29 protein-coding genes are annotated in these 26,475 nt (G+C 48.1%); 23 read left to right on the top strand and 6 right to left on the bottom strand.

Translation table 11 applies throughout. The annotated features are described in order from the left end of the window. Positions 1–294: 294 nt before the first annotated feature. A complete protein-coding gene (locus AAHB90_RS14540) occupies positions 295–2,934 on the top strand; it encodes a hypothetical protein (protein ID WP_342085927.1) in 2,640 nt (879 codons plus the stop codon). Between the two features lie 105 nt (positions 2,935–3,039). Then, positions 3,040–3,750 (top strand): hypothetical protein, encoded by a 711-nt coding sequence (locus AAHB90_RS14535; protein WP_342085926.1) that lies wholly within the window; start codon positions 3,040–3,042, stop codon positions 3,748–3,750. A 177-nt stretch (positions 3,751–3,927) separates the two neighbouring features. Here AAHB90_RS14535 and AAHB90_RS14530 read toward each other — a convergent pair whose 3' ends face one another. Continuing rightward, positions 3,928–4,404, bottom strand: coding sequence for a group II truncated hemoglobin (locus AAHB90_RS14530; protein ID WP_342085925.1), 477 nt, complete (start codon positions 4,402–4,404; stop codon positions 3,928–3,930). A gap of 181 nt (positions 4,405–4,585) precedes the next feature. On the opposite strand from AAHB90_RS14530, the gene AAHB90_RS14525 reads away from it, so the two are divergent. The 3 genes from AAHB90_RS14525 to AAHB90_RS14515 all read left to right on the top strand — a co-directional run bounded on the left by AAHB90_RS14525 (position 4,586) and on the right by AAHB90_RS14515 (position 6,775). Continuing rightward, positions 4,586–5,392 (top strand): SDR family oxidoreductase, encoded by an 807-nt coding sequence (locus AAHB90_RS14525; RefSeq protein WP_342085924.1) that lies wholly within the window; start codon positions 4,586–4,588, stop codon positions 5,390–5,392. Positions 5,393–5,419: 27 nt separating this feature from the next. Next, positions 5,420–6,325: a helix-turn-helix domain-containing protein gene (locus tag AAHB90_RS14520; RefSeq protein WP_342085923.1), complete on the top strand. Its 906-nt coding sequence runs from the start codon at positions 5,420–5,422 to the stop codon at positions 6,323–6,325. 102 nt (positions 6,326–6,427) lie between these two features. After that, the gene (locus AAHB90_RS14515; protein WP_342085922.1) at positions 6,428–6,775 is read left to right on the top strand and encodes a DUF488 domain-containing protein; all 348 of its coding nucleotides are present in this window, start codon (positions 6,428–6,430) and stop codon (positions 6,773–6,775) included. A gap of 9 nt (positions 6,776–6,784) precedes the next feature. Here the strand turns inward: AAHB90_RS14515 and AAHB90_RS14510 are convergent, their stop codons facing one another. Continuing rightward, positions 6,785–8,413 carry an alpha-amylase family glycosyl hydrolase gene (locus AAHB90_RS14510; RefSeq protein ID WP_342085921.1) on the bottom strand — a complete coding sequence of 543 codons (1,629 nt, stop codon included), beginning with the start codon at positions 8,411–8,413 and terminating at the stop codon, positions 6,785–6,787. Positions 8,414–8,556: 143 nt separating this feature from the next. Between AAHB90_RS14510 and AAHB90_RS14505 the strand changes: the two genes are divergently transcribed. The 3 genes from AAHB90_RS14505 to AAHB90_RS14495 all read left to right on the top strand — a co-directional run bounded on the left by AAHB90_RS14505 (position 8,557) and on the right by AAHB90_RS14495 (position 11,010). Next, positions 8,557–8,748 (top strand): hypothetical protein, encoded by a 192-nt coding sequence (locus AAHB90_RS14505; RefSeq protein ID WP_342085920.1) that lies wholly within the window; start codon positions 8,557–8,559, stop codon positions 8,746–8,748. Between the two features lie 380 nt (positions 8,749–9,128). Next, on the top strand, positions 9,129–9,542 hold the full coding sequence (locus AAHB90_RS14500) for a hypothetical protein (protein ID WP_342085919.1): 414 nt from the start codon (positions 9,129–9,131) through the stop codon (positions 9,540–9,542). A gap of 640 nt (positions 9,543–10,182) precedes the next feature. Beyond that, the gene (locus AAHB90_RS14495) at positions 10,183–11,010 is read left to right on the top strand and encodes an SGNH/GDSL hydrolase family protein (protein WP_342085918.1); all 828 of its coding nucleotides are present in this window, start codon (positions 10,183–10,185) and stop codon (positions 11,008–11,010) included. A gap of 10 nt (positions 11,011–11,020) precedes the next feature. Here AAHB90_RS14495 and AAHB90_RS14490 read toward each other — a convergent pair whose 3' ends face one another. Next, positions 11,021–11,578, bottom strand: a complete 558-nt coding sequence (locus AAHB90_RS14490; RefSeq protein WP_342085917.1) for a hypothetical protein — start codon at positions 11,576–11,578, stop codon at positions 11,021–11,023. A 134-nt stretch (positions 11,579–11,712) separates the two neighbouring features. Between AAHB90_RS14490 and AAHB90_RS14485 the strand changes: the two genes are divergently transcribed. The 4 genes from AAHB90_RS14485 to purL all read left to right on the top strand — a co-directional run bounded on the left by AAHB90_RS14485 (position 11,713) and on the right by purL (position 16,918). Next, the gene (locus AAHB90_RS14485; RefSeq protein WP_342085916.1) at positions 11,713–12,066 is read left to right on the top strand and encodes a DUF6152 family protein; all 354 of its coding nucleotides are present in this window, start codon (positions 11,713–11,715) and stop codon (positions 12,064–12,066) included. 2 nt (positions 12,067–12,068) lie between these two features. Then, the gene (locus tag AAHB90_RS14480; protein ID WP_342085915.1) at positions 12,069–12,554 is read left to right on the top strand and encodes a DUF6644 family protein; all 486 of its coding nucleotides are present in this window, start codon (positions 12,069–12,071) and stop codon (positions 12,552–12,554) included. A 78-nt stretch (positions 12,555–12,632) separates the two neighbouring features. Then, complete coding sequence (locus AAHB90_RS14475; protein ID WP_342085914.1) at positions 12,633–13,094, top strand: transposase; 462 nt, start codon at positions 12,633–12,635, stop codon at positions 13,092–13,094. A gap of 161 nt (positions 13,095–13,255) precedes the next feature. After that, entirely contained in the window at positions 13,256–16,918 is a 3,663-nt protein-coding gene (purL, locus tag AAHB90_RS14470; protein WP_342085913.1) for a phosphoribosylformylglycinamidine synthase, read from the top strand. A 224-nt stretch (positions 16,919–17,142) separates the two neighbouring features. Here the strand turns inward: purL and AAHB90_RS14465 are convergent, their stop codons facing one another. Next, entirely contained in the window at positions 17,143–17,781 is a 639-nt protein-coding gene (locus AAHB90_RS14465; protein ID WP_342085912.1) for a TetR/AcrR family transcriptional regulator, read from the bottom strand. Between the two features lie 70 nt (positions 17,782–17,851). On the opposite strand from AAHB90_RS14465, the gene AAHB90_RS14460 reads away from it, so the two are divergent. Then, a complete protein-coding gene (locus AAHB90_RS14460) occupies positions 17,852–18,331 on the top strand; it encodes a hypothetical protein (RefSeq protein ID WP_342085911.1) in 480 nt (159 codons plus the stop codon). Then, positions 18,331–18,903: a cupin domain-containing protein gene (locus AAHB90_RS14455; protein WP_342085910.1), complete on the top strand. Its 573-nt coding sequence runs from the start codon at positions 18,331–18,333 to the stop codon at positions 18,901–18,903. Before AAHB90_RS14460 ends, AAHB90_RS14455 begins: the two co-directional genes overlap by 1 nt. 53 nt (positions 18,904–18,956) lie before the next feature. Here the strand turns inward: AAHB90_RS14455 and AAHB90_RS14450 are convergent, their stop codons facing one another. After that, positions 18,957–19,145: a hypothetical protein gene (locus AAHB90_RS14450; protein ID WP_342085909.1), complete on the bottom strand. Its 189-nt coding sequence runs from the start codon at positions 19,143–19,145 to the stop codon at positions 18,957–18,959. Positions 19,146–19,160: 15 nt separating this feature from the next. Between AAHB90_RS14450 and AAHB90_RS14445 the strand changes: the two genes are divergently transcribed. After that, complete coding sequence (locus AAHB90_RS14445) at positions 19,161–19,409, top strand: hypothetical protein (RefSeq protein ID WP_342085908.1); 249 nt, start codon at positions 19,161–19,163, stop codon at positions 19,407–19,409. 133 nt (positions 19,410–19,542) lie between these two features. Here the strand turns inward: AAHB90_RS14445 and AAHB90_RS14440 are convergent, their stop codons facing one another. Next, positions 19,543–20,895 (bottom strand): alpha-L-fucosidase, encoded by a 1,353-nt coding sequence (locus tag AAHB90_RS14440; RefSeq protein ID WP_342085907.1) that lies wholly within the window; start codon positions 20,893–20,895, stop codon positions 19,543–19,545. Positions 20,896–21,072: 177 nt separating this feature from the next. On the opposite strand from AAHB90_RS14440, the gene AAHB90_RS14435 reads away from it, so the two are divergent. The 8 genes from AAHB90_RS14435 (at position 21,073) to AAHB90_RS14400 (ending at position 26,475) form a co-directional block, all read left to right on the top strand. Beyond that, a complete protein-coding gene (locus AAHB90_RS14435) occupies positions 21,073–21,699 on the top strand; it encodes a hypothetical protein (protein WP_342085906.1) in 627 nt (208 codons plus the stop codon). 27 nt (positions 21,700–21,726) lie between these two features. Beyond that, complete coding sequence (locus AAHB90_RS14430) at positions 21,727–22,326, top strand: 2'-5' RNA ligase family protein (RefSeq protein WP_342085905.1); 600 nt, start codon at positions 21,727–21,729, stop codon at positions 22,324–22,326. A 122-nt stretch (positions 22,327–22,448) separates the two neighbouring features. Next, the gene (locus AAHB90_RS14425) at positions 22,449–22,859 is read left to right on the top strand and encodes a hypothetical protein (RefSeq protein WP_342085904.1); all 411 of its coding nucleotides are present in this window, start codon (positions 22,449–22,451) and stop codon (positions 22,857–22,859) included. Then, positions 22,856–23,851 (top strand): MBOAT family O-acyltransferase, encoded by a 996-nt coding sequence (locus tag AAHB90_RS14420; RefSeq protein WP_342085903.1) that lies wholly within the window; start codon positions 22,856–22,858, stop codon positions 23,849–23,851. Before AAHB90_RS14425 ends, AAHB90_RS14420 begins: the two co-directional genes overlap by 4 nt. A 54-nt stretch (positions 23,852–23,905) precedes the next feature. Next, positions 23,906–24,904 carry a hypothetical protein gene (locus tag AAHB90_RS14415; protein WP_342085902.1) on the top strand — a complete coding sequence of 333 codons (999 nt, stop codon included), beginning with the start codon at positions 23,906–23,908 and terminating at the stop codon, positions 24,902–24,904. A gap of 104 nt (positions 24,905–25,008) precedes the next feature. After that, positions 25,009–25,209, top strand: a complete 201-nt coding sequence (locus AAHB90_RS14410; protein ID WP_342085901.1) for a helix-turn-helix transcriptional regulator — start codon at positions 25,009–25,011, stop codon at positions 25,207–25,209. Positions 25,210–25,214: 5 nt separating this feature from the next. After that, positions 25,215–25,547 carry a HipA N-terminal domain-containing protein gene (locus tag AAHB90_RS14405; protein WP_342085900.1) on the top strand — a complete coding sequence of 111 codons (333 nt, stop codon included), beginning with the start codon at positions 25,215–25,217 and terminating at the stop codon, positions 25,545–25,547. Further along, positions 25,540–26,475, top strand: coding sequence for a HipA domain-containing protein (locus AAHB90_RS14400; protein ID WP_342085899.1), 936 nt, complete (start codon positions 25,540–25,542; stop codon positions 26,473–26,475). Before AAHB90_RS14405 ends, AAHB90_RS14400 begins: the two co-directional genes overlap by 8 nt.

The raw sequence follows: 26,475 nt of genomic DNA, 5'->3' as shown, positions 1-26,475 counted from the left end.
ATATTTTATTCTGTTGGACTGGTTCTCGTAGAATGCGCTCCGCGGCTGGATAGGTGCAATGTCGTGTGGCAAGCGGATAGACATCGCCGCGAGCTCGTAGGCAGGCTAACATCTTCTAAAACCTATCCCCCTAGTCGGAGCATGGTCAAGCAAGCGAGTATCTGAGCAGTCAAAGCTCCGTTGCCGGGCTAATTTCAGTCGAATACGCACGGATTCTTGTTAAAAGTTTTGATGTAACAAATCGGTGTTATATTATGCAGTCAAATCATATACTCAACGAAAAACTTGTTACTAATGAAACACTTTTTACTTTTTGTTATTCTTTCTGTTTCATGTTTGATGGGAGTTAGAGGCCAGTCGGTCGACCCAGTCAAATTCACACTTGAAACAAACGCATCCCGCATTCAGATCGGCGAAGAGGTGGAAATTGTCATTAAAGCGAGCCTGCTTGAATTACCATCTAACACAGTCTTTGTATTCAAAGAAAATTATTCATTTAAAGTAAAATTGGTGACGCCAGATGGATTTGTCCAGACATCGGGCACCTATTCCGATTATGTCGGTGCTACGCTTTCACCGGCAAGACCTGTTGTTACCTATACAGTTAAGGGGAAGTTTACCACCTCCACGAAGGCTAATAAGTTCACATTGCTAAGAGGAAATCAAAATGCCAACGATCAGAGTCAGTTTGTATTTGTGACTTCGTTGTCATATTCCATCCTTGAAAAAGAAAACACATCCAGAGTCAACCAGGAAAATTCAACACTAGTACTAAGTACACCTGAATTTGTCAAGCACTTGACAATTGATGAATTAAGAAATGGCGGTGCGGATTCAGCGCATGTGGTACTGGTAACGAATTATGGCCGGGTCTACACTTTTCGGTACGATCCGAATGCTTCGACATTGGTTGACAATTCCGGAACTCTCATAGTGGATACTAGTGCCAATCGCCAGTATGTCATCGACTCAGATTTTATTACGCCTGAAATGTTTGGTGCCAAAGGTGACGGGATAACCGATGATCTTGCGGCGCTGCAAGCTTGTCTAAATGTTCCCAATGCTCGTTATATGTTTAGAAAGGACGCTATTTATGCGGTGTCTAATGAAGTTCTTATTAAGAATACCGATTCACAAATTATCGGAAATAACGCTACGATCAAGGCGCATTCCTCGCCTAGTTCTGCTCTTCCGCCAAATGCATTTCTAATGCGCACCGGTAATTCCGCTGCGGTATATTCCCATACCGCAACCTCAATTAATATACAGGACGGTTCTGCGGAGTTTGTTTTCGAGGGTGCGGCTGCATTGAACATTGGGGACATTGTAAGGATTGAGGGAGGTATCAGCTATTCTAACACCGAGCTCGCAAATCAGACATATAATTATGGACATATGTCACAAATTAAAAGCAAAACGGGGAATGTCATTACGTTGACGAATCCGGCAATAGAACCCTTTACAGGATCAAAAATATATGCTTACCGCGCTCTGGACAGGATCGAGATTTCAAATCTTAATTTCGACCACAGTAGTTCTCTATTCTTCGGGTCGTTACAATTATCCTACTGCACTAATTTGAAAATTGACGGAGGCAGGTATCGTGGAAATGGTTTGGGGCAACTTGGGGTTTTAATCGATGCCAATATTAACGCCTTGGTACAGCGATTAGATATTGACGGCTATTCGAATTTAGTTGGCTCCTCCCCAGTTGGCTACGGGATTGGTATGATCGGGCACAATGTCACAGCTTTTAAAAACAGGATATCAGATTGTAAACACGCATTGGCTACGAGCGATCGACGTTACATGTCAACGGGCCTAATCATGGACAGTAACATTTGCTACGGCTTAAAAGTATTGGGCAATACCGCGCCGCTTGATTATCATGCCAATGCGCGCGGTAAAGCTATTAATAATACCATTTACAGCTTCAATGCTATCGGCGCGCAATTCCGTGACGGAGGAATAGACGTAATTGACAACACGATAATCATCAACAACCAGGGTACCGAATCACTTACTTACAAAGGACTGATCTTTTACGAAAAATACTTTGGCGAAAACAGAATCGAAGGCAATAAAGTCTTCTTCCACCACACGACTAATCCACTGGGCACTTTCGCCCTGCAAATAGATGTAAACGATTCAATACAAAACAAAAATGTGAGTGTGCGTAAGAACTTCTTTTCTGAGGGATTTGTGTATTGGGAACAGTCCAGTGGGGGCCTGGTGATTGAGGAAAACGAATTTACATCGCCTGGTGATCTTGGCGGCGCTTTAATTAGTCCGGGAATTCAGATTTTCAGGTCTTTTGATTTCTTAATTCGCCGAAATACTTTCACCAACAGGCACGTTTCACTGGGAAGCTACGCACTAATTGCTGATAGTTCCTGTTCGCGCGGAACCTTTCGGGATAATAAAATAAATCTTATCAACGACGATACCGATCCACAAATAAGGGTTGCGGGGAAGGAAACGAAAGTAATTGACAATGTCATTATCTCGGCCGCGGCAACTCAGAATAGTTATATTTCAGGGTATACGACGGCGAGTAAGGCTCTATTGATTAATAACAAAAAGACAACACCGACAGGCTCATATGTCTATATTGGCTATGGTACTCTTCCAAATCCTAGTGGGTTTTATGTGGACCAGAACATAGTCGTCAGCGCCGGTAGCACGACAACCAGTTATACTTGTAAGAATGTAGGTGGAGTTTACAGTTGGGTCCTTGCGGAAAACTTAAACTTTACTGATCCTGCTACGGCAATGCCGACAAAAACGAGTCTAAACGCGACCTATGGCGCCTACAAAGCGGGAGCGACGGTTTACTTTCCTAATCGGTCGGGATCAAAACGCTATGTTAAACTATCCGATTCTTCAACAAGTGAATGGGACGAGATTACACCGACAATTGTCGGCAATAACTAAACCGGAGAACGGATTTTACATCAACCCCTGGCTAGACACGGTCGATGAAGCGGAGGAATTTTCAATTTAAATTTGGAACCGCTTCTAATAAACAACCTGTAACCCATGAGCCGTATTTTACTTTTGTTGTTAGTATCTGCCAGCTTGATTTCCTGCCATGCCTTAAAGGACAGCCCTAAGTACAAACTGACAGACGGTGTCTATAAGACGAAAATCGGCGAGCAAAAAACAGCAGTTTATGTTGAGAATGCAGAGGATTCTGTCCTTGTATATCCATTGGGAGCGGGTTGGAGAACGCAGCGATCCGCCCCGAAGCCTCCTAAGCCAAGTATATACCCCCGGAGCGGGGTGGAGAAGGAAATTGGAGCAAGCAAGTACTGGAAAAACAGTTTTGATCTGGATGTGCTTACGATCCCGTTCAAGTACAGGCCTTCCACCAGCTCTTTCACCCCACAGCTAAGCAACCACCTGAATGGCGCAGTATATGTAGGTTACCGGAATGATACCTACGAGTTGTCCTACAAAAGCAATCCGATTGGCAAATTGAATCAACGGGTTACCCACCTTGGTTTTTCGGCGGGATTAGCAACCGGGATCGGCGTAACGCCGCTCAATCCCTGGGTTACTGATAATAATATCAACACTGAATATGACGGTTTTATCTGGTCAAAGGCATTCTGCGTTTTGATGGCAGTTGAGAAACTTAATTTTGGCCTTGCGCTGGGGGTCGATCATTTGCTGGACGACAACAGGCAATACTGGATCTACCAGGGTAAGCCCTATGTGGGTCTGACCGTTGGGTTAAACCTGAATTAAGCAAAAGCTTATCTGTTGCCAGGTAGCTTTCCCTGTTTCTGCGGCCGATAGTTTTGAGTGAGAAATTTTGATCAAGCACATGATATTCGCCAGAAGTCTATTGATTTTAAGAGGCATAGCTTTGCTGCTGGAATTGTTTAGGCCACTCAGGCAGAATACGTGCCGGTTCTGATGGCATCACCCCATGTAGGGGCCGGCAGGAACACCCCAGCCCCATTTGGGCATCGGCTCCTCTGGGTTCATTTGCAGCTCGTCGCTGTTGGAGTTGATGACCGCAATCCTGGTGCCCCATTCGATATAGGCTACAAATGCAGAACGGAATTCGGGATCATCAGGCAGGTTGATCTCATCTGCCGTTTGCAAAAGCAGCCCCACCCAGCGCTGGCGGTGCTGCTCGGTCAGATGCTTGGCCAAATGTTTCTGGACCATTTTAAAATGGCTGCCTTCCGCGGTACTGTACCATTCGGGGCCGCCCAGGACTTCGGCGATGAAATGTGCGACATGCCGCTGGTGCTCGGGCGACATATGCTTAAATACCGGTTCCAGCAACGGGTCTTTCAGGACCTTTTGATAGAATGAATCTGTCAGCCTTTCGAAAACAGGCATTCCGCCGGCCCATTCGAACAAGGTAGGAATTGAGGATTGTTGAGCCATAAGGGCGGGTATTTGATGATAATGTTGATGAAAGCGTTTTGAATAAACCCGATTTTGTAAAGGTAATAAAATGATGGCCTGAAATCCGGCCGTTGAAAAGTATAAGCCTTCCCGAGAAATCTATAAGCCCGCCAATTGCAAGCGCTCCACCTTTGCATCATTGAATTAAACAAATATAACAATGACAAAGACAGTATTGATTACGGGTGCTTCCTCCGGATTTGGGAAGGATGCTGCACGGTTATTTCAAAAAAATGGATGGAATGTGATCGCTTCAATGCGGTCGCCGGAAAAAGAGACGGAGTTGCGCGGGCTTGATCGTCTGGCGTTGGTGCGGCTGGATGTGACCGACAGCGCAAGCATCGAAAAAGCGGTGCAGGAAGGGATTGCGCGTTTTGGTGGAATCGATGCGCTGGTTAACAATGCGGGATTCGGTTCACTGGGTGTGTTGGAGGCGGCTCCCGGAGAGGTGATACGCCAGCAGTTCGATGTGAATGTGTTTGGAGTGATTGAGCTGATCAAGGCGATCTTGCCGCACATGCGCAGCAACAAGAGTGGAGTGATAGTGAATGTAACATCGATGGGCGGCCGGATCGCTTTTCCTTTTTCAACACTTTACCATGCTACCAAATATGCGGTAGAGGGACTTTCCGAGTCGCTGCAATATGAGCTCGAACCACTGGGTATAAAAGTGAAAATAGTTGAGCCGGGTGGTTATAAAACCGATTTTGCTGGCCGGTCTCTAGCAACTTTCGGCGCGGGCGATTTGTTGGACTACCAGTTGGCATATGACCAGTTCGCAGGCAAGGTTGACACCTGGCCGATGTCCGAGCACGTGTGGGAGGTGGCAGAAGCGATTTTTGAAGCGGCAAGCGACGGCTCGGAGCGGTTGCGTTACCCGGTAGGGGCCGATGCGGTGCAGCTACTTGAAGCCAGAAAAGAAATGGATGATTTGGCGATCAAGAATCTGATTGCAGCGCACCTTTAGATTTTATCAATCAGGTATTCCCATGTTATGACCAGTCAGTATCTAGATATCGAGTCCATTAGCGGCCTGCACGACTACGTGGGTGCTCCCAAGCCCAAACACCCGCTGATCAGTCTGATTGACAATACGCAGTTTTACGCGCAATGCCCGCGCGAGTTGACCTCCTTCCGGTTTGGCTTCTACACGATTTCGTGCAAGCGCGTCCAAGGTGTTTTGAAATACGGAAAGGGAACCTACGATTTTAGCGAAGGCTCACTGATGTTTACCGCGCCCTGGCAGGTCATAAGTGGCAGCATCGAAGAAGGCGGGGTGGAGCAGGGTTGGGCACTTTTCATCCATCCCGACCTGATTAATTCCACCGAGCTTGGGAAAAAGATACACCAGTATTCGTTTTTTAGTTACGATGTCAATGAGGCCTTACATATTTCCGATGATGAGAAACAGATAATCCGCGATTGCGTGGCCAAGATAGAAAGGGAATATTCCCAGAATATCGACAAGCATACGCTTGGACTGATCAGCGGAAATGTCGAGTTGCTGCTCAACTATTGCGACCGGTTCTATGACCGGCAGTTCTACACCCGTGCGAAAGTAAGCAATGACCTTGTGCAGCATTTCGAAAGACTGCTAAACGACTATTTTGCGAAAGATACGCTGATCGAAGCAGGCTTGCCCAGTGTCAGATACTTCGCTTCGCAGCTGAATCTTTCGCCCAATTACCTCTCTGATATGCTCAATCGATTCACTGGCAAAACCACCCAGGAGCATATTCATTTACGCATGATCGAGAAGGCCAAATCCCTGCTTTGGGGAACAGGGCAGTCGATCAGTGAAATCGCCTACGATCTGGGTTTTGAGCATCCATCCCATTTTACCAAAATATTTAAGGCCAAAACCGGCAAATCACCCAGCGAATTCAGGAACCTGAACTGAGGGATGGGTGAAATGCTGCCTATAAAAAATACTTTCGACAACAATCGTAAACCGGCAGGGGTGGCTAACTTTAAAGGGAAGAAAACCTTTAATCAATAGCCTATGACGATCAAAACAAAACGCGTTTATGAGCCCGTAGTGGCCACCGATGGCTACCGTGTATTGGTAGACCGCCTGTGGCCACGCGGGCTGACCAAGGAAGCGGCTCGTATCGACCGCTGGATGAAGGAAGTAGCGCCGTCCAACGAGCTGCGAACCTGGTTTCATGCCCATATGGACCACTGGGATGAGTTCTGCGCCCGCTATCAAGCGGAACTTCAAGATTCGGACGCATTGAATGCCCTGCGCTCCCTGATCTCAGAAAATGAGGTGGTAACCCTGCTTTTTGCGGCCAAAACACAAGACCGGAACCAGGCGCTGGTCCTGAAAGAACTGCTTGAAAAAGCCTGATTAACCTGCTCAACGTTCCAATCTTACGATCAATCCTTCATCCCCGCTCAGAAGCAGGTTGTTCTCCATGCGCAGGCCGATCCGTTCCGTCTCGGTGCTGATGACGATCTCGCCGGTAAAGGTTTCATTTTTAAGCCGTAAATAACCTGGCCTATGGCTCAGATTAAGTACCACCAAAAAGCGGTCAGTTTCGTTCTCCCGAATGAATGCGATCAGTTGTTTGTCTGAATAAACCGGGGTGTATTTTCCTGTCTGAAATGCAGGATGCCTTTTGCGCAGGGAAGTCAGGCTATGGTAAAAGCAGAGCATCGAGTCCGGGTCCTGTTTTTGTAATTCCACATTCACGCGGCGGAAGCTATACGGCAGCCGAAGCCAGGGCTTGTTTTGCGAAAACCCGGCGAATTCATCGGCATTCCATTGCATGGGCGTGCGCGCAGGGTCGCGGCTCACGTTGCGGTCGGGCATATTCAATCCCTGTGGGTCCACGATCTCCTCTTGCGGGATCGGCACATCACGCATACCGATTTCCTCACCATAATAGATAGTCGGCGTTCCGCGCAGCGTCAGTAGCAGCATTGCCGCCACGCGCGCCTGTGAGCGGCCTACGCGGCTGGCTACGCGCGGCTGGTCGTGATTGCCAAGCACCCAGTTGGGCCAGCCATCTGCCGGCAGGGCCCCTTCGTATTCATCGATGGCCCGGGCGATCTGCTCAGAATCCCAGGGTAAGGTTAGCAATTGGAAATTAAAGGGAAGATGCGCGCCGGATTTGTCTGGACCATAGTATGTCACCAGCTTGTGAATAGGCAGGTAAATCTCGCCGATCAGAACTCGATCCTCATATTGATTGGTTACCTGCCGCATCATGCGCACAATGTCATGAACCTCGGGCTGGTCGGTGGAATACACCGGATCGTGGTACTCGTAGATCAGCTCGGTTTCATCGAATGGGGAGCCTGGTACCACCGGGTTGTTGCGCAGCTGTAAATCTTTGATCATATGCCACATTACATCTACGCGGAAGCCATCTACGCCCTTGCCAAGCCAGAAATGCATCACGTCCGTCATGGCCTTTTGCACCTGGGGATTGCGCCAGTTCAGGTCGGGCTGCTGTTTCAGAAATGCGTGGTAGTAGTATTGTCCCGTCGTTTCGTCCCATTCCCAGGCATGACCGCCGAAGACGCTAAGCCAGTTGTTGGGCAGTGCGCCGATTTCGCCGGCATCGCGCCAGATGTACCAGTCCCGTTTCGGATTATCCCGGGAGGAGCGCGACTCGAGGAACCAAGGGTGCTGGTCGGAGGTATGATTGGGGACCAGGTCCAGGATCAGTTTCATGCCGCGGATGTGGACCTGGTCGAGCAGTTCATCGAAATCTTCCATCGTTCCAAACAGCGGGTGGATCCCCCGGTAGTCGGAGATGTCATACCCAAAGTCTGCCATCGGGGATGGGTAGATAGGTGACAGCCACACGCAGTCCACGCCCAGCCATTGCAGATAGTCGAGCCGTTGGACGATCCCTTTCAGATCCCCGATGCCGTCGCCGTTTGCATCCTGAAACGAGCGTGGGTAGATCTGGTAGATTACGCCTGTTTGCCACCAAAGGTGATTGTCTTTGGGGTTTAATTCCGTGGTTGTTTCCATCGCTTCTGGTTTTGCTGATGCCGACCGCCCTTAAAAAATCACACCACCTTATAAATGAAAAATTTTATGGGAATTATTTGATAAAAAACATGTATAATCGAAGTAAATAGATTATATTTCAGTAAACCAAAAATCCTCAGACCATGATGCCTTTCATCAAAGTTACCGGCGAATTCGACGAGAGCCTCAACGTAAGCGTAGAGAAGATCCTGTATTACATGGGGTATAGCCATGGTAGCACGATCTGGCTCGGTACCAGTATTTCCATTCGCGTGAAAGAATGCGAGGAAGACATTAAAAGGCTCATCGAAGAAGCATATATGCAGGAGGCTTAGGCCGGAAGGTTGCTTCAAGGTAGCAACATGGACCTGTAACAAGTAGCGAATGGTCGCTGACGGGAAGTAGCCCTGTCAGCGATTTTTTTTGTTTCAAAATGCGCAAAATTGGAATGTTAAGAAGCTTAGTAATAGTATTATTTTAATAAATTGAAATGGTGATAGTAAGAATTTTGAGCAAATCGGAAAAGAATCGCTAGCTTTGTAAACTATTGATAGACAATGATAGTTAATACTGTCGATTAGGATAATATCCTGGTAAGTCGTTTTGTGTCTAATAAATGCATTTAGTATTTTACCGTTGTTGTGGGTTTCGTCCCGAATTGGCTAAAAACCTCCTGAAAATATTGCCCACAGGGCATTCCATAAAATTCAATACCATGAAACAAGTACAAAAGGGTAAAAGAAAGCATGCTCCGGTAGGTTTCCGGACGTTTTTGGGTCAGTTCTTCAATGAACCCAAACAAGTAACAGAAGAATATTCGGAGAACCGGTACTCGGTCCTATATATGCTGAATGATCAGTATCAGCACGTCGGCTGTCCAACTCAGGAAGAGGCTCAGCTGGTCCAGAGTCTGATGCTTACCGATGAAAATCGTGTTCCGGTGGGTATTTACGATTCGCGCGCCGATTCGTTTGAGTGGGAGATTGTAGGCGAATATCTTGCCGCTCAGGGTACTGACGAACATCAGCGTAGCCATCAGGAAGAAATTCTCGGCATCGCACGGGCATTGCGCCGACGCGACGCGAGCTGGCACCCGGAGTATCTGCAGCGCCCTAGCTTTTTTGCGTGAACGAAAACGAGCAAAGCGCTATCCAGTAAAATGCAACGAGGCCATCTCATAAGAGAATGGCCTCGTTTTTTGATGCCTTAAGGCTATTACCAGGTCAGGGTGATAGCAACGTTAGGAAGAATAGAGTCAAGCCACAAAAGAAGCTGCGTAAGAGAAAGTCCAATTCCTACCATGATATTGATGAGATTAGCGTTTTTTGCCTACTCGTTTTTAGTGGTTTTCGGCTGTTCCACATCTTGCAAGATGTTGTAATATTAATCCTACAATAAATTAAAAGCAAATTCGATGCGTGACGCTTCTTCTTGTGTTTGATCCATGCGGTTACTTTGAGGTTTACTGACGCGTAGTTAGATGCCGAATATACTTCTACAACTAAAATTAAGCGTAATTTTTTGAATTTCAATCAATTGTAAATTTATATCCTCAGAGGCCTTATTGTCTATTGAGCTGTTCAAGTTGTAAAATAGTGTCGTATTATTGTAGAATAAATTTACGCTCTGTGAATTAAATTTGACCTGGCGGAGACGATTATGCCACAATGCAACTTGCCCGGGGCGAAGATATTTATGAGGGTGGAGCACATTTGCAAGGTCTGAATCGTTGCGCTAACTTTCAGGAAATTTTCAAATCCATAGAGCTGATGAAAAGATTTCTGATTCTTCTTGCGCTTGTGATCACCGTTGCGGCTTCAAAACCGCGAAAAATTACCTGGGTGGCCATCGGCGATTCGATTACTTACCTTAATGACCATCAGAACGAAACCGGGAATCGTGTTACCAAAGGGTATCTTACGCTCATTACGGAGAAATTTCCGCAGGTTACCTATATCAATCAGGGGCATAATGGCTGGACGTCAGTAAACATCGCCGATAAGATCGAATCGTTGGGGCTTGTGCGGGGCGATGTGTACACGGTTTTCCTCGGTACCAATGACTGGTGGCAGGGCAAACCGCTCGGCACGTTTGTGGATTACCAGCAAGGCAAGGGAACTGGTACCGTTTACGGCGCATTCAGGGTTATTACAGACAAGCTAAAGCAGCTCAATAAAAAGGCGAAGATCATCCTGATCACACCCATGCAGCGGGGTGATTTTGTGTATATTAACAGCTATAAAAACAACGCATTTGGTTCTTATATGCCCAAAAATGGCCAGACTCTGGAGCAGTTTGCCAATGCGGTAGTGGAAATTGGGCAGAAGGGGAAGTTTCCTGTTGTAGATCTATATCATAACGCAGGCATCAATCTGGATAATATAGTCCGGTTCAAGCGGGTGAAAGACCCGCAAACCGGGACTTACAAGGATTATAAATACCCGGATTATGTTGGTATACCTTATAATCCGCAGACCGACGAATACCCATATCCCGAACAATCGATCGATATGACCTATGATGGACTACATCCCTCCGACAAGGGATATGAAGTGATTGCAGAAATGCTAATAAAGAAATGGAAAGGGCTGAAATAACGGCCCCGTTTTATTCCGCTTTGGGTCCGGTGATATAAGCTTTCAGGTCGGCCAGCAGGTTATATAAGGATGTATTAATGCCATCATTATCGGCTTTCGCTGTTTGTAGCGCCAGTTCTGCTTCCTTCCGTTTTTTGCGATTGCTTTCTGTTTTAATGATTTGCTCTTTGGCGGTAATATTGTCATTATCTCTTGCGCCCAAACGGATGGGGCTGTGCTCGGCGGAAACACCGTCGAGTGTTGTAATGCGGGCATCGTACAGGTTGTCTTTATACTGAACGCCAAGGTCGAAGCGGACATACTGGTAGTCCGAGTGTATGACGGGTATATAGCTTGTGATGAGGATAATGCCTGCCTGGGTGTCATCGCTGGTTATCGCATTTTGTGCATTGCCAAACTTCTTGTCGACCCATGCCCTGATCTTCTCGTGAAGCTCTGTCCTGCCAAGCTTTGGCTGACCCGAATCGGTGTAGCTGATGCTGTTTTTGGAGTCGAGCGGCAATCGGCCGTCCTGTGCGAAACTGTGGGTGGCCGCTATTAGCAGCGCGAAAAGAAGCAGATGTTTCAAGACAGAGTGTTGTATGGTACCCGGCAAATATAGCGGAAAACATTTTGGCGGGGCTTTTAGCGACTTTGTATTTGGCTCGGTTTTTTAAAACAGATGATCTTGTTTACTTTTAAGTGCACTAAACTCAACAGGTTATGTCTAAGCTCAAAAACGTTTCACTTGCTATTGCGCTGCTCATCTGCGCTTCGTTCACTGTTCTGCACCACGGCTGGGCCGATTACGACCAGACTAAACCGACTGATTTTAAAGCCAAAATCGAAGACCTTACCTACGAAAACCCGCATGTACTTGCGAAGGTGAAGCTGAAAAAGGAAATGACCACAGTGTATCTGGCGCCTGTTACCCGGATGGAATCACGCGGCGTGAATGCAGACATGATCAAAAAAGGTACGACGATCCGTTTTGTTGCCTATCCTCACAAAACAGAGAAAAATGAAATGCGAGCCGAACGCATTTTTGTTGGGGACGAGAAATACGAACTCCGCTAAGCGTGCAGTCATACCATCAATCGCTCGAATGGCTGGAAAAATCTTCATGGGCGGCGGGCATCAGGCAATCGCTATGGCTATACCCGGCTTTGGAGATCGTTCATATACTAGGTATTGTGATGCTCGTTGGCGCAGCGTTTCTGTTTGACCTGCGCCTGCTAGGCTTCTCCCGCGAACTTCCCCTTAGGGGGCTTTCAAGGCATTTGTTACCATGGTCGCAACGTGGGTTGATACTGATTATCCCTTCCGGCCTCCTGCTGTTCATCACGAATGCGCAGGCGCTGGGAACTGATCCGGTTTTTTGGGTCAAAATCGGTTTGATACTGCTGGCGGCACTCAACGTATTTTGGTTTCACCGGTTTATTTATGGCCCGTTTACCCGATGGGGCGCCACCGGCGAGCTGCCCGGCGCCGCACGTTTATGCGCGGTGATTTCTATTCTGGTATGGGTTGCGGTGGTAGCTTGCGGGAGATTGCTGGCTTATTGAGCTGCAGCCGCTTGCTTATTGGTTTTCGGCGAATCGATTTATGTTTTTAGCTTTTCGCTGAACGTAAATCCTTGTTCGATGGGCAATTCTTATTCCCAAATCTTCATTCAATGTGTTTTTGCGGTAAAATATCGTGCTGCCCGGCTGCATAAATCCTGGCGACAAGAGTTGTTTGGGGTCATTGGTAATCTTATAAATGAAGCAGGTGCGCGGACGCTGATTGTGAATGGCGTTGAGGATCATGTGCATTGTTTGTTTACTCTTAGGTCAGCGCAGTCTGTCGCAGAAGTGATGAAAGTTGCGAAGGCTAAATCCTCCAAATGGATCCACGAATCCGGATTTCTTAAAAGTCGGTTTGAATGGCAGGTGGGCTACGGTGCATTTTCTTACAGTAAATCCGAAATTAAGCGGGTTTACAGGTATATTGAAAATCAGGAAGAACACCACTGCGGAATCTCTTTTCCGGAAGAATACCTGGATATGCTGGTAAAGAACGGCATTGAATTTCAAGAACAATATCTTTTCCATGCGCCCGTCTGATTCCTTTTTCAGGGATTTAAATCCCTGGCTGGAGTATCGTTTGTGCCTCTGGCACTTGTGATACGGAAGTGCCGGAGGTGCGAACGATTTTTTTGACCAGGCAATTCATTGCCTGGTTTAAAAAACAAAAAAGCCGTACCTTTGCGCCTTAATTGGACATCATGATTTACTTCTTCACTGGCGGGGATGACACCGTCTTTGCACTACAAACCGAGCGGACGCTCGATGCCTCCGATTCTTCCAAATTAAGCTGGCTTTTCGGCGGCGCAGAACTCCGAAAGGAGACCGTTCTCACAGACTTTTTCGTAGGCCCACGTGCTGCCATGATCACGCCGTGGAGTACCAACGCCGTCGAAATTACCCAGAATATGGGGCTGGAAGGCATTGTGCGTATCGAGGAATTCAGGAAGGTAACCGCTGATTTTACGGACTTCGATCCGATGCTCTCGCAGAAATACAGCGAGCTAAACCAGGAGATTTACACCATTAACATTCAGCCTGAACCTGTACAGGAGGTCGACGATATTGCTGCTTATAATAAACAGGAAGGCCTGGCATTGAACGATGAAGAAGTCGATTATTTGACTGGTCTTGCCCAAAAGCTTGGCCGCAAGCTGACCGACTCCGAAGTGTTTGGTTTCTCACAGGTGAACTCAGAGCACTGCCGTCACAAGATATTCAACGGCGTGTTTGTGATCGACGGGCAGGAACAGCCGGTTTCGCTTTTCAAGCTGATCCGTAAGACATCTGAAACGAATCCAAACTCGATCGTTTCAGCTTACAAAGACAACGTTGCATTCCTGAAAGGTCCGGTCGTGCAGCAATTCGCTCCCAAGCGCCCGGATGTGCCGGAATACTACGAAATCAAAGATTTTGAATCTGTTCTTTCATTGAAAGCGGAAACCCACAACTTTCCGACTACTGTGGAGCCGTTCAACGGCGCGGCAACCGGTTCGGGTGGTGAAATCCGTGATCGCCTGGCAGGCGGGCAGGGCTCGATTCCATTGGCTGGAACGGCGGTATATATGACCGCGCTCTCGCGTTTGGAGGAAAATCGTCCCTGGGAAAAAGGGGTAGAAGAGCGCAAATGGCTCTATCAGACTCCGATGGATATCTTGATCAAAGCTTCCAATGGCGCTACTGATTTTGGAAACAAATTCGGCCAGCCACTGATCGTCGGCTCGGTGCTTACATTCGAGCATGAGGAAGACGGTCGCAAGTTGGGTTACGACAAAGTGATTATGCAGGCCGGCGGTATCGGATATGGTAAAGCTGAGCAGGCGAAAAAACACACCCCTTCCACTGGAGATAAAGTGGTGGTAATGGGTGGCGAAAACTACCGGATAGGGATGGGAGGCGCGGCCGTTTCGTCTGCAGATACCGGTGCATTCGGTTCAGGTATTGAATTGAATGCGATCCAGCGCTCCAACCCTGAGATGCAAAAGCGTGTAGCCAATGCGGTACGCGGGATGGTGGAAAGCGGCAATAATACCATTGTTTCAATCCACGACCACGGCGCAGGCGGGCATTTGAACTGCTTGTCCGAACTCGTAGAAGAAACAGGCGGTAAAATCGATCTCGATAAATTGCCGGTTGGCGACCCGACGCTTTCCGCGAAAGAAATCATCGGCAACGAATCCCAGGAAAGAATGGGCCTCGTGATCAGCCAGGACGATATTGACTTCCTCCAACGCATCGCCGACCGCGAACGCGCCCCGATGTATACGGTAGGAGAGGTGACAGGCGACCACCGCTTCACTTTTGAATCCTCGGCCACTGGCGCCAAGCCGATGGATTTAGCGATGGACGAAATGTTCGGCAGTTCACCTAAAACGTACATGCGCGACAAAACCGTAGAGCGCAGCTATGAGCCGGTGCAATATGAAACTTCAAAACTGCACGAGTACCTCGAACAAATGCTGCAACTGGAAGCGGTAGCGTCCAAAGACTGGCTGACCAACAAGGTCGACCGTTGCGTAGGTGGCCATGTCGCGAAGCAGCAAACTGCGGGCCCGCTGCAATTGCCCTTGAACAATGTCGGTGTAATGGCTCTCGACTTCCAGGGCAAAGACGGTATCGCAACTTCTATCGGTCACGCCCCGCTTTCGGCGTTGATCGATCCGGCGGCAGGTAGCCGCAATGCGGTAGCAGAAGCGCTTTCTAACATCGTTTGGGCACCATTGAAGGACGGACTTGCGACCGTGTCACTTTCAGCCAACTGGATGTGGGCTTGTAAAAATGAAGGCGAGGATGCGCGTTTGTACAAAGCCGTACAAGCCTGCTCGGATTTTGCCATCAGCCTCGGCATCAATATCCCGACAGGAAAAGACTCCCTGTCGATGAAGCAGAAATATAAAGATGGCGATGTCATCGCGCCGGGTACTGTCATCATTTCGGCAGGTGCGCATTGTGATGACATTACTGCGGTGGTAGAGCCGGTATTGAAAAAATCGGGTGGCCCTATTTATTATATCAACCTGTCGTGCGACCGTTTCAAACTCGGTGGCTCGTCATTCGCGCAAATTTTGAATAAAATAGGTTCTGAAACGCCCGATGTTCGGGATGCGGCGCAATTCAAAACTACATTCAATGCGATTCAGCAATTGATCAAAGCGGGTAAAATCCAGGCTGGTCACGACATTGGCAGCGGTGGATTGATCACTACATTGCTCGAAATGTGCTTCGCAGACCGTGACTTGGGTGCTTCCATCGATTTGTCGGTGCTAGGCGACCAGGACATTATTGAGAAATTATTTGCTGAAAACATCGGTATCGTATTCCAGGCCGATGAATCGGCCGAAGCCGTGCTTTCGGAAAATGGAGTCGCATTCCATAAAATCGGTACCGTGAACCTTGCTTCTACACTGACTGTGAAGGATGCAGCAGGCAAATGGGATTTTGATATTGACCACCTGCGCGATGTTTGGTTCAAGACATCTTATTTGTTAGACCAAAAACAAACCGGCAACGGCCTTGCGAAAGAGCGTTTCGACAATTACAAGCACCACGTATTGCGCTATAAATTCCCTGCGCAGTTCGATGGCAAAAAACCGGTGATCGACGCTTCAAAACCACGTCCGAAAGCAGCTGTACTTCGCGAAAAGGGCAGCAACTCCGAGCGTGAACTTGCCAATGCCATGTACCTCGCTGGTTTCGACGTGAAGGACGTACACATGACCGACCTCATTTCCGGCCGCGAGACCCTGGAAGAAATTCAGTTCATCGGTGCGGTCGGCGGTTTCTCGAACTCCGACGTATTGGGTTCTGCCAAAGGTTGGGCAGGAGCATTTTTATACAACGAAAAGGCCAAAATCGCGCTCGAAAACTTCTTCAAACGCGAAGACACGCTTTCCATCGGTATTTGTAATGGTTGCCAGCTCTTCATCGAGCTCGGCCTGATCAATCCAGATCACGAAGAAAAACCGAAAATGCTGCATAACGCGAGCCATAAGCACGAAAGTATCTTTACGTCCATGACTGTGCAGCCTAATAATTCGGTTATGCTTTCTTCACTCGCAGGTAGCACCCTGGGCGTGTGGGTATCGCACGGAGAAGGACGTTTCCAGTTGCCATTGTCTGAAAATCAATACAACATCGTTTCCAAATATGGTTACGAAACTTATCCGGCCAACCCGAATGGCTCGGACTATAATACCGCTATCCTTTGCGATAATACCGGTCGGCATTTGGTAACCATGCCGCACATCGAAAGATCACTTTTCCAATGGCATTGGGCAAATTATCCTGAGGGACGTAGGGACGAAGTTTCTCCGTGGATGGAAGCATTTGTGAATGCGCGGAAGTGGATTGAGGAGAGACGATAGTTTTAAGGAGGAACGGGAAAGAAGAGGAAGTAAGTGTTTACCTTCTGATAAATGGGCCCGTTGCGATGGTAATCGTGACGGGCTTTTTTAGGTTGAAAAGTGTAGAAGATAAAGGGTTGCGCTTCATGCGTGGGATGGCAATATTTGGTTGAGTCAAAAAGTCAGTGAACTGCGTGTCGATTTAGTTATTAAGGATCACTTAACAACTGCCAGACTTCACCCAACTATGAAGATTTGAATTCCTTCAACTCCTCAATAAACCTATCAATATCCCAAATCCCCTTCTTAGTAGCATAAGGTCGGAACAAATGTGCCTTCATCCTTAAATAATGCGTCAATTGCGCCGCCAGGTTTTGCCGTGATTCGGTGAGGACCGCTTCCGAGAGCCAAAAACGGCTTTGCAGGCTGTTGCTGGAAACGATCAGCAATTTATCATCCTCACAGCTGAATTTCAGGTATTTATTTTCTTCCAAAATCTCTATATCCCGGATCAGGCCGGCCATGCGGTTCTGTATAACATTACCCTGGTAGTTCGCGGCGATGCGAGTGTTTTGTTCCATTAAATGCACCATGCTCAGCAGCAGGCACTGATATTTCAATCCATTTTCGAAAAGCAGCTTGTTCTTATGTAGGAAATCGTAAAGGCTCATTACGGGCAAATCACTGTGAATCTTTGAATTGGACTCGGTGTAGGCCTGACTGATGCTGAAAACCAGATCATCCTTCGTCGGGAAGTAATAGGTAAGGTTGCCGATGCGCATACCCAGGTCGGCCGCCAGTTCACGCATGCCTACGTACTCGATACCTTTGAGATTGAAGAGCTCCAATGCCCGTTTAATAATTTTTTCCTGGGTCGCGTTCATGAAAATTTGGTCAATGTCCTAAATTGTCGTAATTTTAGGTCGTTGTCCAAAAATAGAACTTTTAAATCTCATGACGAAATCATTTCCAAACATCTTGCACATTCTGGCGTCGATTGCCTTTATCACCATCATCGGCGCCGCCATTTACGAACATGCGGCCGTGGTGCCCATGTGGAGCGTCGCACCGCCACGCTCGCTATCCATGTTTCAGGGCGAGTACGGTCTTCAAGCCGTTAACTTTTGGAAGCCGGTACATCCCGTAGCCATTTTGTTGCTCGCAGCTGCATTGATTACCAACTGGCGCCAGCCACGACGCAAACAATTGCTAATCACCCTCGGCGGATACGCGCTGATACTGGTCATTACCGGGATATATTTTGTCCCCGAACTTTTGTCGATTACTACTTCTACCTACTCAACTGCCGTGAGCGATGATCTGACCGGCCGCGCCAAAACCTGGGAAACACTGAGTCTCGTGCGGTTGGGTGTATTATTGGTTTTGGCGGTAGTACTTTTAAATGGTTTAGCCGTAAAAACGAGAGAGAACTAATGGAAACTGCAACGACTACAATGGCATATCCCGTTACGATCGACAATGGCTACGGCGAGCGGCTGACTTTTCTCGGCCGCGAGCTCCGCGACGGCGTCGAATACATCCAGGTCGAAAACCAGGTAAGTCCTGGCGCGGGCCCGCCCATGCATGTGCACCATCAGCAGCACGAAAGCCTGCACATTCTCGAAGGTAAAATGGGTGTTGAAATCCTTGGCGAGCAGCCTTACTACTTGCACAAAGGCGAATCGGCCACCTTCGAAGCCGGCATTGTCCACCGTTTCTGGAACGCAGGTGATAACACATTGTATTGCAAGGGTGAAATCTGGCCGCCGCATAATATCGAGTATTTCCTTGGTGAAATCTACCGCTCCTCGCGCGAGCACGGCAAAGGTCGCCCGGGCGCGTTCGACTCGGCTTATTTGCTTCGGAAATACCGTACAGAGTTCGATATGCTGGGCATTCCGGCATTTGTGAAGAAAGTGATTTTTCCTATCGTGTTGTTTTTTGGGAAATTACAGGGGAAAAACAGGCGGTTCAAAGATGCGCCGGAGGCGCAGCCAGCGGGTTGATTTCAGATTTCTACATTCCAAACTTCTGCCCAGTATTTCCCGGAACAGTGCATTCAATGAAGCATTATCTGGTGCTGTGCCAGCAAGGGCGGAAGTTCTTTTACATACTTCTTAAAATAGGCAATTCTAGCCGTCAGGAAATCGTGCCGCAAGGGAAACTCGCACGCCGGGCTACTCGTTTGCGCCTTCACTACGTCCATCAAATGCCCGGGCCCGGCGAAGAAGATTTCGTTGTGATCCATTAAATCCCTAAAAGTATGTGTATCCATCAACAAACATCCCCCGAATCTTCGGATTGGGCCACACTCGCCTACGGTGAACACGTCAAAGCCTTGTTAAAGATGATGGCCCCCGCCGAATGGATCGAAGACATCTGGACGATTTACACCGGCTTCATGATCTCGCAAGGTGAACTAGGCCACAACCCACGCGCAAGCGACCTGTTCTGCACATTCCGCGAACTGGTCTTTTTCTTCCAAAAGCTAGAAAAGCGGAGGGCGGCGTAGGACCGAAGGCTAATCAGTAAAGTCACAAGGCACATTTTCAATAACTCACGTTCCTCTATTTACATTTCAAAACAAACAAAAAATGGAGACCACCCTGGCAGCCTCCATTCCAATGCATTAGCAGTGTCAGGCGTCATTGCGCGCCATCAATCCCCGATTTTGAAGTCTTTTTCTCCTCGGGAGCCTTAAACTTCGCGTTCGAAATCTTCAAAACCACCGCATTAGGCCACGTCCGGTTCGTATAAAACCGCTGTCCGTTCACAGCGCTCACAGCCAGCCCGAGAGGCGTTGAGGCCGACCGGATCGAAGCGTCGAAATTGTTTACATATTCCACCAATTCGCTTCCGTAGCCCAGCACTTCCACCTTGGTTGCAGCCGTGCCTTCGATCATCGGAAAGAGGAATTCGCGGCGTTGGCCGTATTTCCATTCGTCGTCGCGCTTCTTGGTGATGAAGGCGTAAATGTCCTTTTCGTCGTTCGATTGCGTGAACCAAATGTCCTTGTCGCGGATGACGGGCAAAGGTTTGACGGCGTATATGGATTCTCCGTTCGCGAAGTTCCAGAGGGCGATTTCGCGCAGGAGCGCTTCCTGTTCGATCTGGATTTCGCCATTCGGTTTCGGGCCGACGTTCAGGAGGAAGTTGCCGCCCTTGGCGCGGATCTCGATGAGCATGTTGATGATCTCGGTGCCCGATTTGTGCGGGTCATTGGTCGGCTTGTATTGCCAGTCGGTGCCCATCGTGTAGCAGGCTTCCCAGGGGCGCGGCGAGGCTTTGTCGGGGATGTTTTGCTCGGGCGTGTTCATGGCGTCGCGCGTGATGACGAGTTCGGGTTGCAGGCTCCACGCGTACTCGCGCAGCCCGTCGCCGGGGCCGTCGAAGAACATGACGTCGATTTTGCCGTAATTGGTGAGGAGTTCTTTGATCTGCGCCTTGTCGTACTCCATCAGTTTGGGGTTGTTCATCGGGAACTGGCGCTTGTCCTGCAAACGCCCGAGCGGGATGTTGTTCTGGTGGAAAAACAGGAAATCTTCCGGTGAAAAATACAGCCCGATGGCAATGCCCTGCTTGCGGAACGCCTCGATGATCTCCTTCGTCACATCGCGTTTGAAGGGCGTGTTCATGACATTGAATGTCGTCGTTTTGGTATCGAACATGCAGAAACCGGCGTGGTGCTTGGTCGTGAAAACGACATATTTCATCCCTGCGAGCCGCGCGGCAGTCGCCCATTCGTCTGGGTCAAACTTTTTGGGGTTGAAGAACGTCGGTAGCTCCTTCATATACCGGTTCACGTAATCGTCCGAAGCCCCGGCCAGCGAATGGCTGATCACCGTTCCGAGGGACACGTCGACATTCCAGTGAATGAACATCCCGAAACCCAGGTCCTGGAACCATTTGACGCGGTCGGGTTTGTTGGTGGTTTGCTGGGCTAGGGTGGGGGCTGCGAGGCTGAGGCCGAGTAAAAGGGTTAAGAGTTTGAGGCGCATTGTTTGTAAGGTCTTTTTTGAAAGACTGGATTTTAAGGCCGCGATACTCTGTTTTGACGGTGCTTTTTAAAAATAGTTTAAGGATCAGTGGTTATATTAGGGTTTTGTAGAATTTTATAATGAAAGACAGGAAGGTAAACGCATTTGCCGGCTGCATTCAAAAACACTTCATCGTTTATGAGAGTCTTGAAATTGAGCATAGTTCTTTGTCTCATAACCCTTACCGCCGCGGTCGGCCAGGTCGAAGAAATTTACCGGGTGACATTCAGCGATCCGACGAATTTTGCCATTATGAACAGCTTGTCGCATAAAAAGCCGAAGACGATCCTAATCTTAAACAGAACTCATGGCTGGGATTACACGATATTTTGGAACGGATTTGTAGGCGGAGAAACGCAGGATCAGATTGACACTGAAACTAAAACATCCCGCCATGAATCCTACGACCCCGCATCCCTTTTCAGGGATTCGGAAATGCTGAAAGCGATCAGTACAGCCGAACGTAAGTCGCTTCGAAAACGCACATTGAAACCCGCCTCGACAAAGAAAATCACATTGAAAGGTGCTAATTATAGAACGGTTTTGTCAGCCAAAAATATTAATGGCTTTTATGTTTCTACTACGGAACCTATCTTCACTTCCGATGGTCGACTTGCATTCATTGATCTGACGATCTTTCGCAAAGGAAATATCGAAGTCGGCGAGCGGATATTTGACGATTTTGGATCGGTGACGATCGTTTATCAAAAGCAAGCGAATGGCAAGTGGAGGAGATTTAAGAAGTATGAACATTTGATTTTGTAGATTCGCAAAAAATTAAAGTAACGAATTATGCCTGGCATTTGCTCCTACTCCCTGGCAATCATGCCATCGCCTATTATTCATGAAGAAGTAAAAGGCTTCAAGCAGCTCTTCCGCGATGCCATCGGCAAAAGCTACGGCAGCGCCAACGCCGACGGCCATATTTCCCTCGACGGCTTCGATGCCGCGGAAGCGGACTATCCATTGATCCTGGCTGAATACACCAAACTGGTTTCCCCCTTAACCCCCTTCCAGCTCAATTTCTCAGGCTTCTCCGACTTCGACCGGGCCAACTTCTCTGCATTCTACATCAAACCAACCGAAGAATCATCCAACGCCATCCGCGAGCGGACGCAGGTGATCATGAAGGCATTCGACAAGAAGTTCAAAAAGCAATACATGCAGAAATGGGCGGATGAGTCGAAAAACCCGCATATGTCGATCGGCCGCAGGCTTACGCGCGAGTGGATTGCATTGGCCTATTCACTTTTTACGGATTATGGGGCCGGGTTTCTTTGTGAGTCTTTTGCAATTAGAAAGTATAATGAGAAGCGTAGGCAGTATGAGGTGATTGATACGATTCCTTTACTTGGCAAAAGCACTGCGGGAGGGCAAACTAGTTTGTTCTAACGCGAATCTAATTCCTCCCATTTCCCGTTGGCTAACGCCGATAATCCCTACGAGAATTAAGTCTTTTGAAAAGACGCATTCATGCTTTGTTTTAGCCCTGATTCACCATAAGGGCTATACACATGCTTTTCAATTCCCTCCATTTTATCGTCTTTTTCATATTCATAACCACCACCTACTACACACTACCCGGGCGCTGGCGATGGATTTTACTCCTCATTGCCAGCGCCTATTTCTACGCCTCGTTTATCCCGGCCTACCTGTTATTGCTGGGGATCATCATTGTCTTCGATTATCTGGCTGGAATAGGTATTGAAATTCTCTCCGGTAAACCGCGCAAGGCGATGCTGGTGGCGAGCATTGTGGCCAACGTGGGGTTTCTTTGTTTTTTCAAATATTTCGATTTTCTAAATGCTAATATTTCCGGATTGCTGGCTGCGGCGGGGATTGATTATCAGTCGGGAACATTGGCGGAATGGTATCCGGGCTTGCTTTACCGATCGGTTTGTCGTTTCACACGTTTCAGTCGATGAGTTACACCATCGAGGTTTATCGCGGCAAGCAGCGTGCGGAGCGGAATCCGGGGATCTATGCATTGTATGTGCTGTTTTACCCGCAGCTCGTGGCCGGCCCGATCGAACGCCCGCAAAATGTACACTGGCAGTTCAGACGGCAAATGGATTTTGACTGGGATAATCTTTGGACGGGCCTTTGGTGGATGGTTTGGGGAATGTTCAAAAAGGTAGTGATCGCCGACAGGCTTGCATTGGTGACCGACTCGATTTTCGCACATCCCGAAACAGAGAATGCGACCAGCCTGGCCATCGCCGCTTTGCTTTACAGCATTCAGATCTACTGTGATTTCTCAGGCTATTCCGACATCGCATTAGGCACCGCGCGGACGATGGGCTTTCGGCTGATGGTCAATTTTCGCTCGCCTTATTTTGCCAAATCCATCCCCGAATTCTGGCAACGCTGGCACATTTCGCTATCGACCTGGTTTCGCGATTATGTGTATATTCCAATGGGTGGAAACCGACGCGGAAATTTCCGGACATGCATTAATCTGCTGATTGTATTTCTGCTAAGCGGGTTATGGCACGGCGCCGACTGGAAATTTGTAATATGGGGGCTGATACACGGCATTTTACTAATCCTCTCACGTATAGCGGGCGCCGGTATGCACGATTTCGGCCGTTGGCCAGGCTGGTTACGGATCGCGCTGACGTTCACAATGGTAACCCTCGCCTGGATTTTCTTCCGCGCGCATAGCGTAAGCGACGCAGTCCTGATCCTGCGAGCTTTTGCGACACCTTCCCCATGGAGTCCGCCCGCATTGCCGATCAGCGGAGGTGAAATGGCGTTCTGCGTTCTGCTGATCGTGTTTTTGTTTTTCAAAGAATACCAGTTTCCCGACTATGTACCGGCACGGAAGTCATTCTGGCCATCGCTGGGTGTGGCGACATTGCTGTGTTACCTGTGGGGCGTTTTTGGAAGTAACCAGTTCATCTATTTTCAGTTTTGAAATATGAGAATCCTGCATTCAATTTTGCGCATATGGCTAATGCTGGTATCCGGCATGGCACTTTCTACCAGCCTTTCCGACCAACTGCAACGTAAATTGTACGCGCGCGGCTTCATTTCGAACCAGTATCGTTTCGACGACCTCTACAACATTTCCAATTTGGCGCAATTCAAAGAAACGCAATGGGCCGAAACCGACGACCTTAATGAAAGTGACAAACCGGCCAGCCGGTCGAGAAACGTCGATTTGTACACGATCGGAGATAGTTTTACTACGATGGACACCAGTTTCTACGCCGGCCGCAGGAATCGTCACATCTGGCTCGGCACGGCGGTCGATACCGTCACGCTTGATCCGAAAGTGCGTTCCATTCTCGTCATCGAAGTCATTGAGCGGACGATCCAGGAGCGCCTCCGGGAGCATTATGCCGACCTTTACATTCGCCGCGGGTTTCAGGTGAGAGGCGAAACCCAGCCGCTCGCCCGGCCGAATGCGGAAACCATCGACACCTTTTGGGAAAACACATTGAACTCGGAAATCAACCAGCGGCTGGAATTCCTGCTTTTTAACGCGGATATCGCATTAAGTTGTAAGGAATTAAAAGCAAACCTCATGCTCTCCTGGTTCGGTCGCACGCATTCGGGTTCGCTCATCTCGCGCGACCGGCAGTTTCTCTTTTATGAGGTTGAAGCAAGCCGGAAAAGCAACCTTTCCCCATTCGTACCACTAACCGACGCCGATATCGACAGCGTGGTCGTCAACATGAACCGCATTCGGGCACATTACATCAGTGCCGGGTTTACCGAGGTCTACTTTTGCTTCATTCCTAATAAAGTAACCGTCTGTGAGCCAGGCCGGCATCCGCATAATGACCAGATCCAGCGCATCGAGCGAAACCGTAACCTCCAAGCCCCACTTCTAAAACTAAGCAACGAGCTCCTCCAACACCCGGAATGGTTTCACAAGAGTGGCGGGCATTGGAATGTGAATGGGAAACGGCTGTGGTTGAGGTATGTGAATGGGGTGGTGTTGGAATGGCCGGTGATTCGGTAAAATTATATCCTATCGGGTATAATTTCCGTTATTTATTTGTTTTTATACCTTTTAGGGTATAATTTCAATAAATTGCTTATTTTTATACCCTAAAAGGTATAGTTATGACTCAACTTCCTCGGTTTGTTAAGGAAAAACGTAAATCAGTAGGCCTCACGCAGGAACAACTGGCACTTAAGGCGGGTGTAGGTTTGCGCTTTGTCCGCGACTTGGAACAAGGTAAAGAATCCTTGCGTCTCGACAAAGTGAATCAGGTTTTGGCATTGTTTGGCAAAGAAGTAGGAGTAGTAAACCTTGAATCGTAGTTTTTATGGCGAGAGCGCTTATTTATTATCAAAAGGTCCTGGCAGGCTATCTTTCGGAAACCGACGAAGGATTTCTGTTTGAGTATGACACTGCCTATCTCGAACTACCCGATTCGAAACCGGTAAGCCTCACATTGCCTTTACGGAAAGCACCTTACCGAAGTAATGTCCTGTTTGCGTTCTTTGATGGGTTAATCCCTGAGGGCTGGCTTCTGAATGTCGGACGGGAGTATTGGAAATTGAAAAGCAATGATCGCTTTGAACTGCTTGTAACACTTTGCCGGGAATCGATCGGCGCAGTTAGCGTGGTGCCTGAGGAGGGGGATGAAAATGCCTAATTGTCTATTTTGCTATAAACCAGTCGAGGAAGGGGAGCAGGAATACCATGTGAAATGCTGTAAATCGTTTTTCGGCCTGGCAGCCTTGCCTGAATTACATCTTGATAAAAAATTGCTGGAAGAGCTGGCAAATCAGACGGTCAATCAGCGCATTGCTGTGACCGGCGTGCAACCCAAACTTTCCGTCGATTTGGCAAAGACCAGAAAGGGCGGCGAACGGTTGACGATAGTGGGCTTATGGGGAGAATACATCCTGAAACCCCAACACGAGCAGTTTATGCATATGCCCGAAACAGAAGACCTGACAATGCATTTGGCCAGCCTTTTCGATATTAAGGTTTGCCGACATACGCTCATGCGCACGTTGGAAGGTGAGCTGGTATATCTCGCGAAACGATTTGATCGTCAGAATGGGCAAAAAATACATGTGGAGGATTTTTGCCAATTGTCTGAGCTATTGACCGAGCAGAAGTATAAAAGCTCTTATGAGAAGATCGGCAAGCTAATCCGTTTGTACTGTACCTACAAAGGGCTCGATGCTTTGGCGTTTTTTGAACTCGTTCTTTTTTCCTATCTGACAGGGAATAATGATATGCATTTGAAGAACTTTTCGGTCATACACGATAATGGAGAAATAAAACTTGCCCCGGCTTATGATTTGTTGAATGTAAATCTTGTATTTCCTGACGATAAAGAAGAGCTTGGTCTGACGCTAAATGGTAAGAAGCGAAAACTAACCAAAAAGGATTTCAATACTTTGAGTGCAAGTCTCAGCCAGCCCGAGCGTGCCATTGAAAATGTTTACCAGAAATTTACAAATAGACAGAACGAAGTCAAGCGTTTGATTGAATCGTCGTTTCTACCTGCCGACTGGAAGGAGCGTTATCTCGCCATTTGGAATGAGAAGATAAAGATCCTGATCGGGTAA

Source organism: Dyadobacter sp. OTU695, from assembly GCF_038440355.1.
Lineage (GTDB): Bacteria > Bacteroidota > Bacteroidia > Cytophagales > Spirosomataceae > Dyadobacter.
This window is presented reverse-complemented; position numbering and strand designations above follow the sequence as displayed.

Coding starts and splice junctions, on each gene's coding strand:
- AAHB90_RS14515 (WP_342085922.1), top strand. CDS start 6,428: ATGACGATCAAAACAAAACGCGTTTATGAGCCCGTAGTGGCCACCGAT.
- AAHB90_RS14405 (WP_342085900.1), top strand. CDS start 25,215: ATGGCGAGAGCGCTTATTTATTATCAAAAGGTCCTGGCAGGCTATCTT.
- AAHB90_RS14475 (WP_342085914.1), top strand. CDS start 12,633: ATGGGCAATTCTTATTCCCAAATCTTCATTCAATGTGTTTTTGCGGTA.
- AAHB90_RS14525 (WP_342085924.1), top strand. CDS start 4,586: ATGACAAAGACAGTATTGATTACGGGTGCTTCCTCCGGATTTGGGAAG.
- AAHB90_RS14440 (WP_342085907.1), bottom strand. CDS start 20,895: ATGCGCCTCAAACTCTTAACCCTTTTACTCGGCCTCAGCCTCGCAGCC.
- AAHB90_RS14540 (WP_342085927.1), top strand. CDS start 295: ATGAAACACTTTTTACTTTTTGTTATTCTTTCTGTTTCATGTTTGATG.
- purL (WP_342085913.1), top strand. CDS start 13,256: ATGATTTACTTCTTCACTGGCGGGGATGACACCGTCTTTGCACTACAA.
- AAHB90_RS14430 (WP_342085905.1), top strand. CDS start 21,727: ATGCCTGGCATTTGCTCCTACTCCCTGGCAATCATGCCATCGCCTATT.
- AAHB90_RS14420 (WP_342085903.1), top strand. CDS start 22,856: ATGAGTTACACCATCGAGGTTTATCGCGGCAAGCAGCGTGCGGAGCGG.
- AAHB90_RS14450 (WP_342085909.1), bottom strand. CDS start 19,145: ATGGATCACAACGAAATCTTCTTCGCCGGGCCCGGGCATTTGATGGAC.
- AAHB90_RS14485 (WP_342085916.1), top strand. CDS start 11,713: ATGTCTAAGCTCAAAAACGTTTCACTTGCTATTGCGCTGCTCATCTGC.
- AAHB90_RS14410 (WP_342085901.1), top strand. CDS start 25,009: ATGACTCAACTTCCTCGGTTTGTTAAGGAAAAACGTAAATCAGTAGGC.
- AAHB90_RS14465 (WP_342085912.1), bottom strand. CDS start 17,781: ATGAACGCGACCCAGGAAAAAATTATTAAACGGGCATTGGAGCTCTTC.
- AAHB90_RS14535 (WP_342085926.1), top strand. CDS start 3,040: ATGAGCCGTATTTTACTTTTGTTGTTAGTATCTGCCAGCTTGATTTCC.
- AAHB90_RS14415 (WP_342085902.1), top strand. CDS start 23,906: ATGGCACTTTCTACCAGCCTTTCCGACCAACTGCAACGTAAATTGTAC.
- AAHB90_RS14505 (WP_342085920.1), top strand. CDS start 8,557: ATGATGCCTTTCATCAAAGTTACCGGCGAATTCGACGAGAGCCTCAAC.
- AAHB90_RS14435 (WP_342085906.1), top strand. CDS start 21,073: ATGAGAGTCTTGAAATTGAGCATAGTTCTTTGTCTCATAACCCTTACC.
- AAHB90_RS14445 (WP_342085908.1), top strand. CDS start 19,161: ATGTGTATCCATCAACAAACATCCCCCGAATCTTCGGATTGGGCCACA.
- AAHB90_RS14460 (WP_342085911.1), top strand. CDS start 17,852: ATGACGAAATCATTTCCAAACATCTTGCACATTCTGGCGTCGATTGCC.
- AAHB90_RS14455 (WP_342085910.1), top strand. CDS start 18,331: ATGGAAACTGCAACGACTACAATGGCATATCCCGTTACGATCGACAAT.
- AAHB90_RS14510 (WP_342085921.1), bottom strand. CDS start 8,413: ATGGAAACAACCACGGAATTAAACCCCAAAGACAATCACCTTTGGTGG.
- AAHB90_RS14530 (WP_342085925.1), bottom strand. CDS start 4,404: ATGGCTCAACAATCCTCAATTCCTACCTTGTTCGAATGGGCCGGCGGA.
- AAHB90_RS14520 (WP_342085923.1), top strand. CDS start 5,420: ATGACCAGTCAGTATCTAGATATCGAGTCCATTAGCGGCCTGCACGAC.
- AAHB90_RS14495 (WP_342085918.1), top strand. CDS start 10,183: ATGAAAAGATTTCTGATTCTTCTTGCGCTTGTGATCACCGTTGCGGCT.
- AAHB90_RS14400 (WP_342085899.1), top strand. CDS start 25,540: ATGCCTAATTGTCTATTTTGCTATAAACCAGTCGAGGAAGGGGAGCAG.
- AAHB90_RS14425 (WP_342085904.1), top strand. CDS start 22,449: ATGCTTTTCAATTCCCTCCATTTTATCGTCTTTTTCATATTCATAACC.
- AAHB90_RS14500 (WP_342085919.1), top strand. CDS start 9,129: ATGAAACAAGTACAAAAGGGTAAAAGAAAGCATGCTCCGGTAGGTTTC.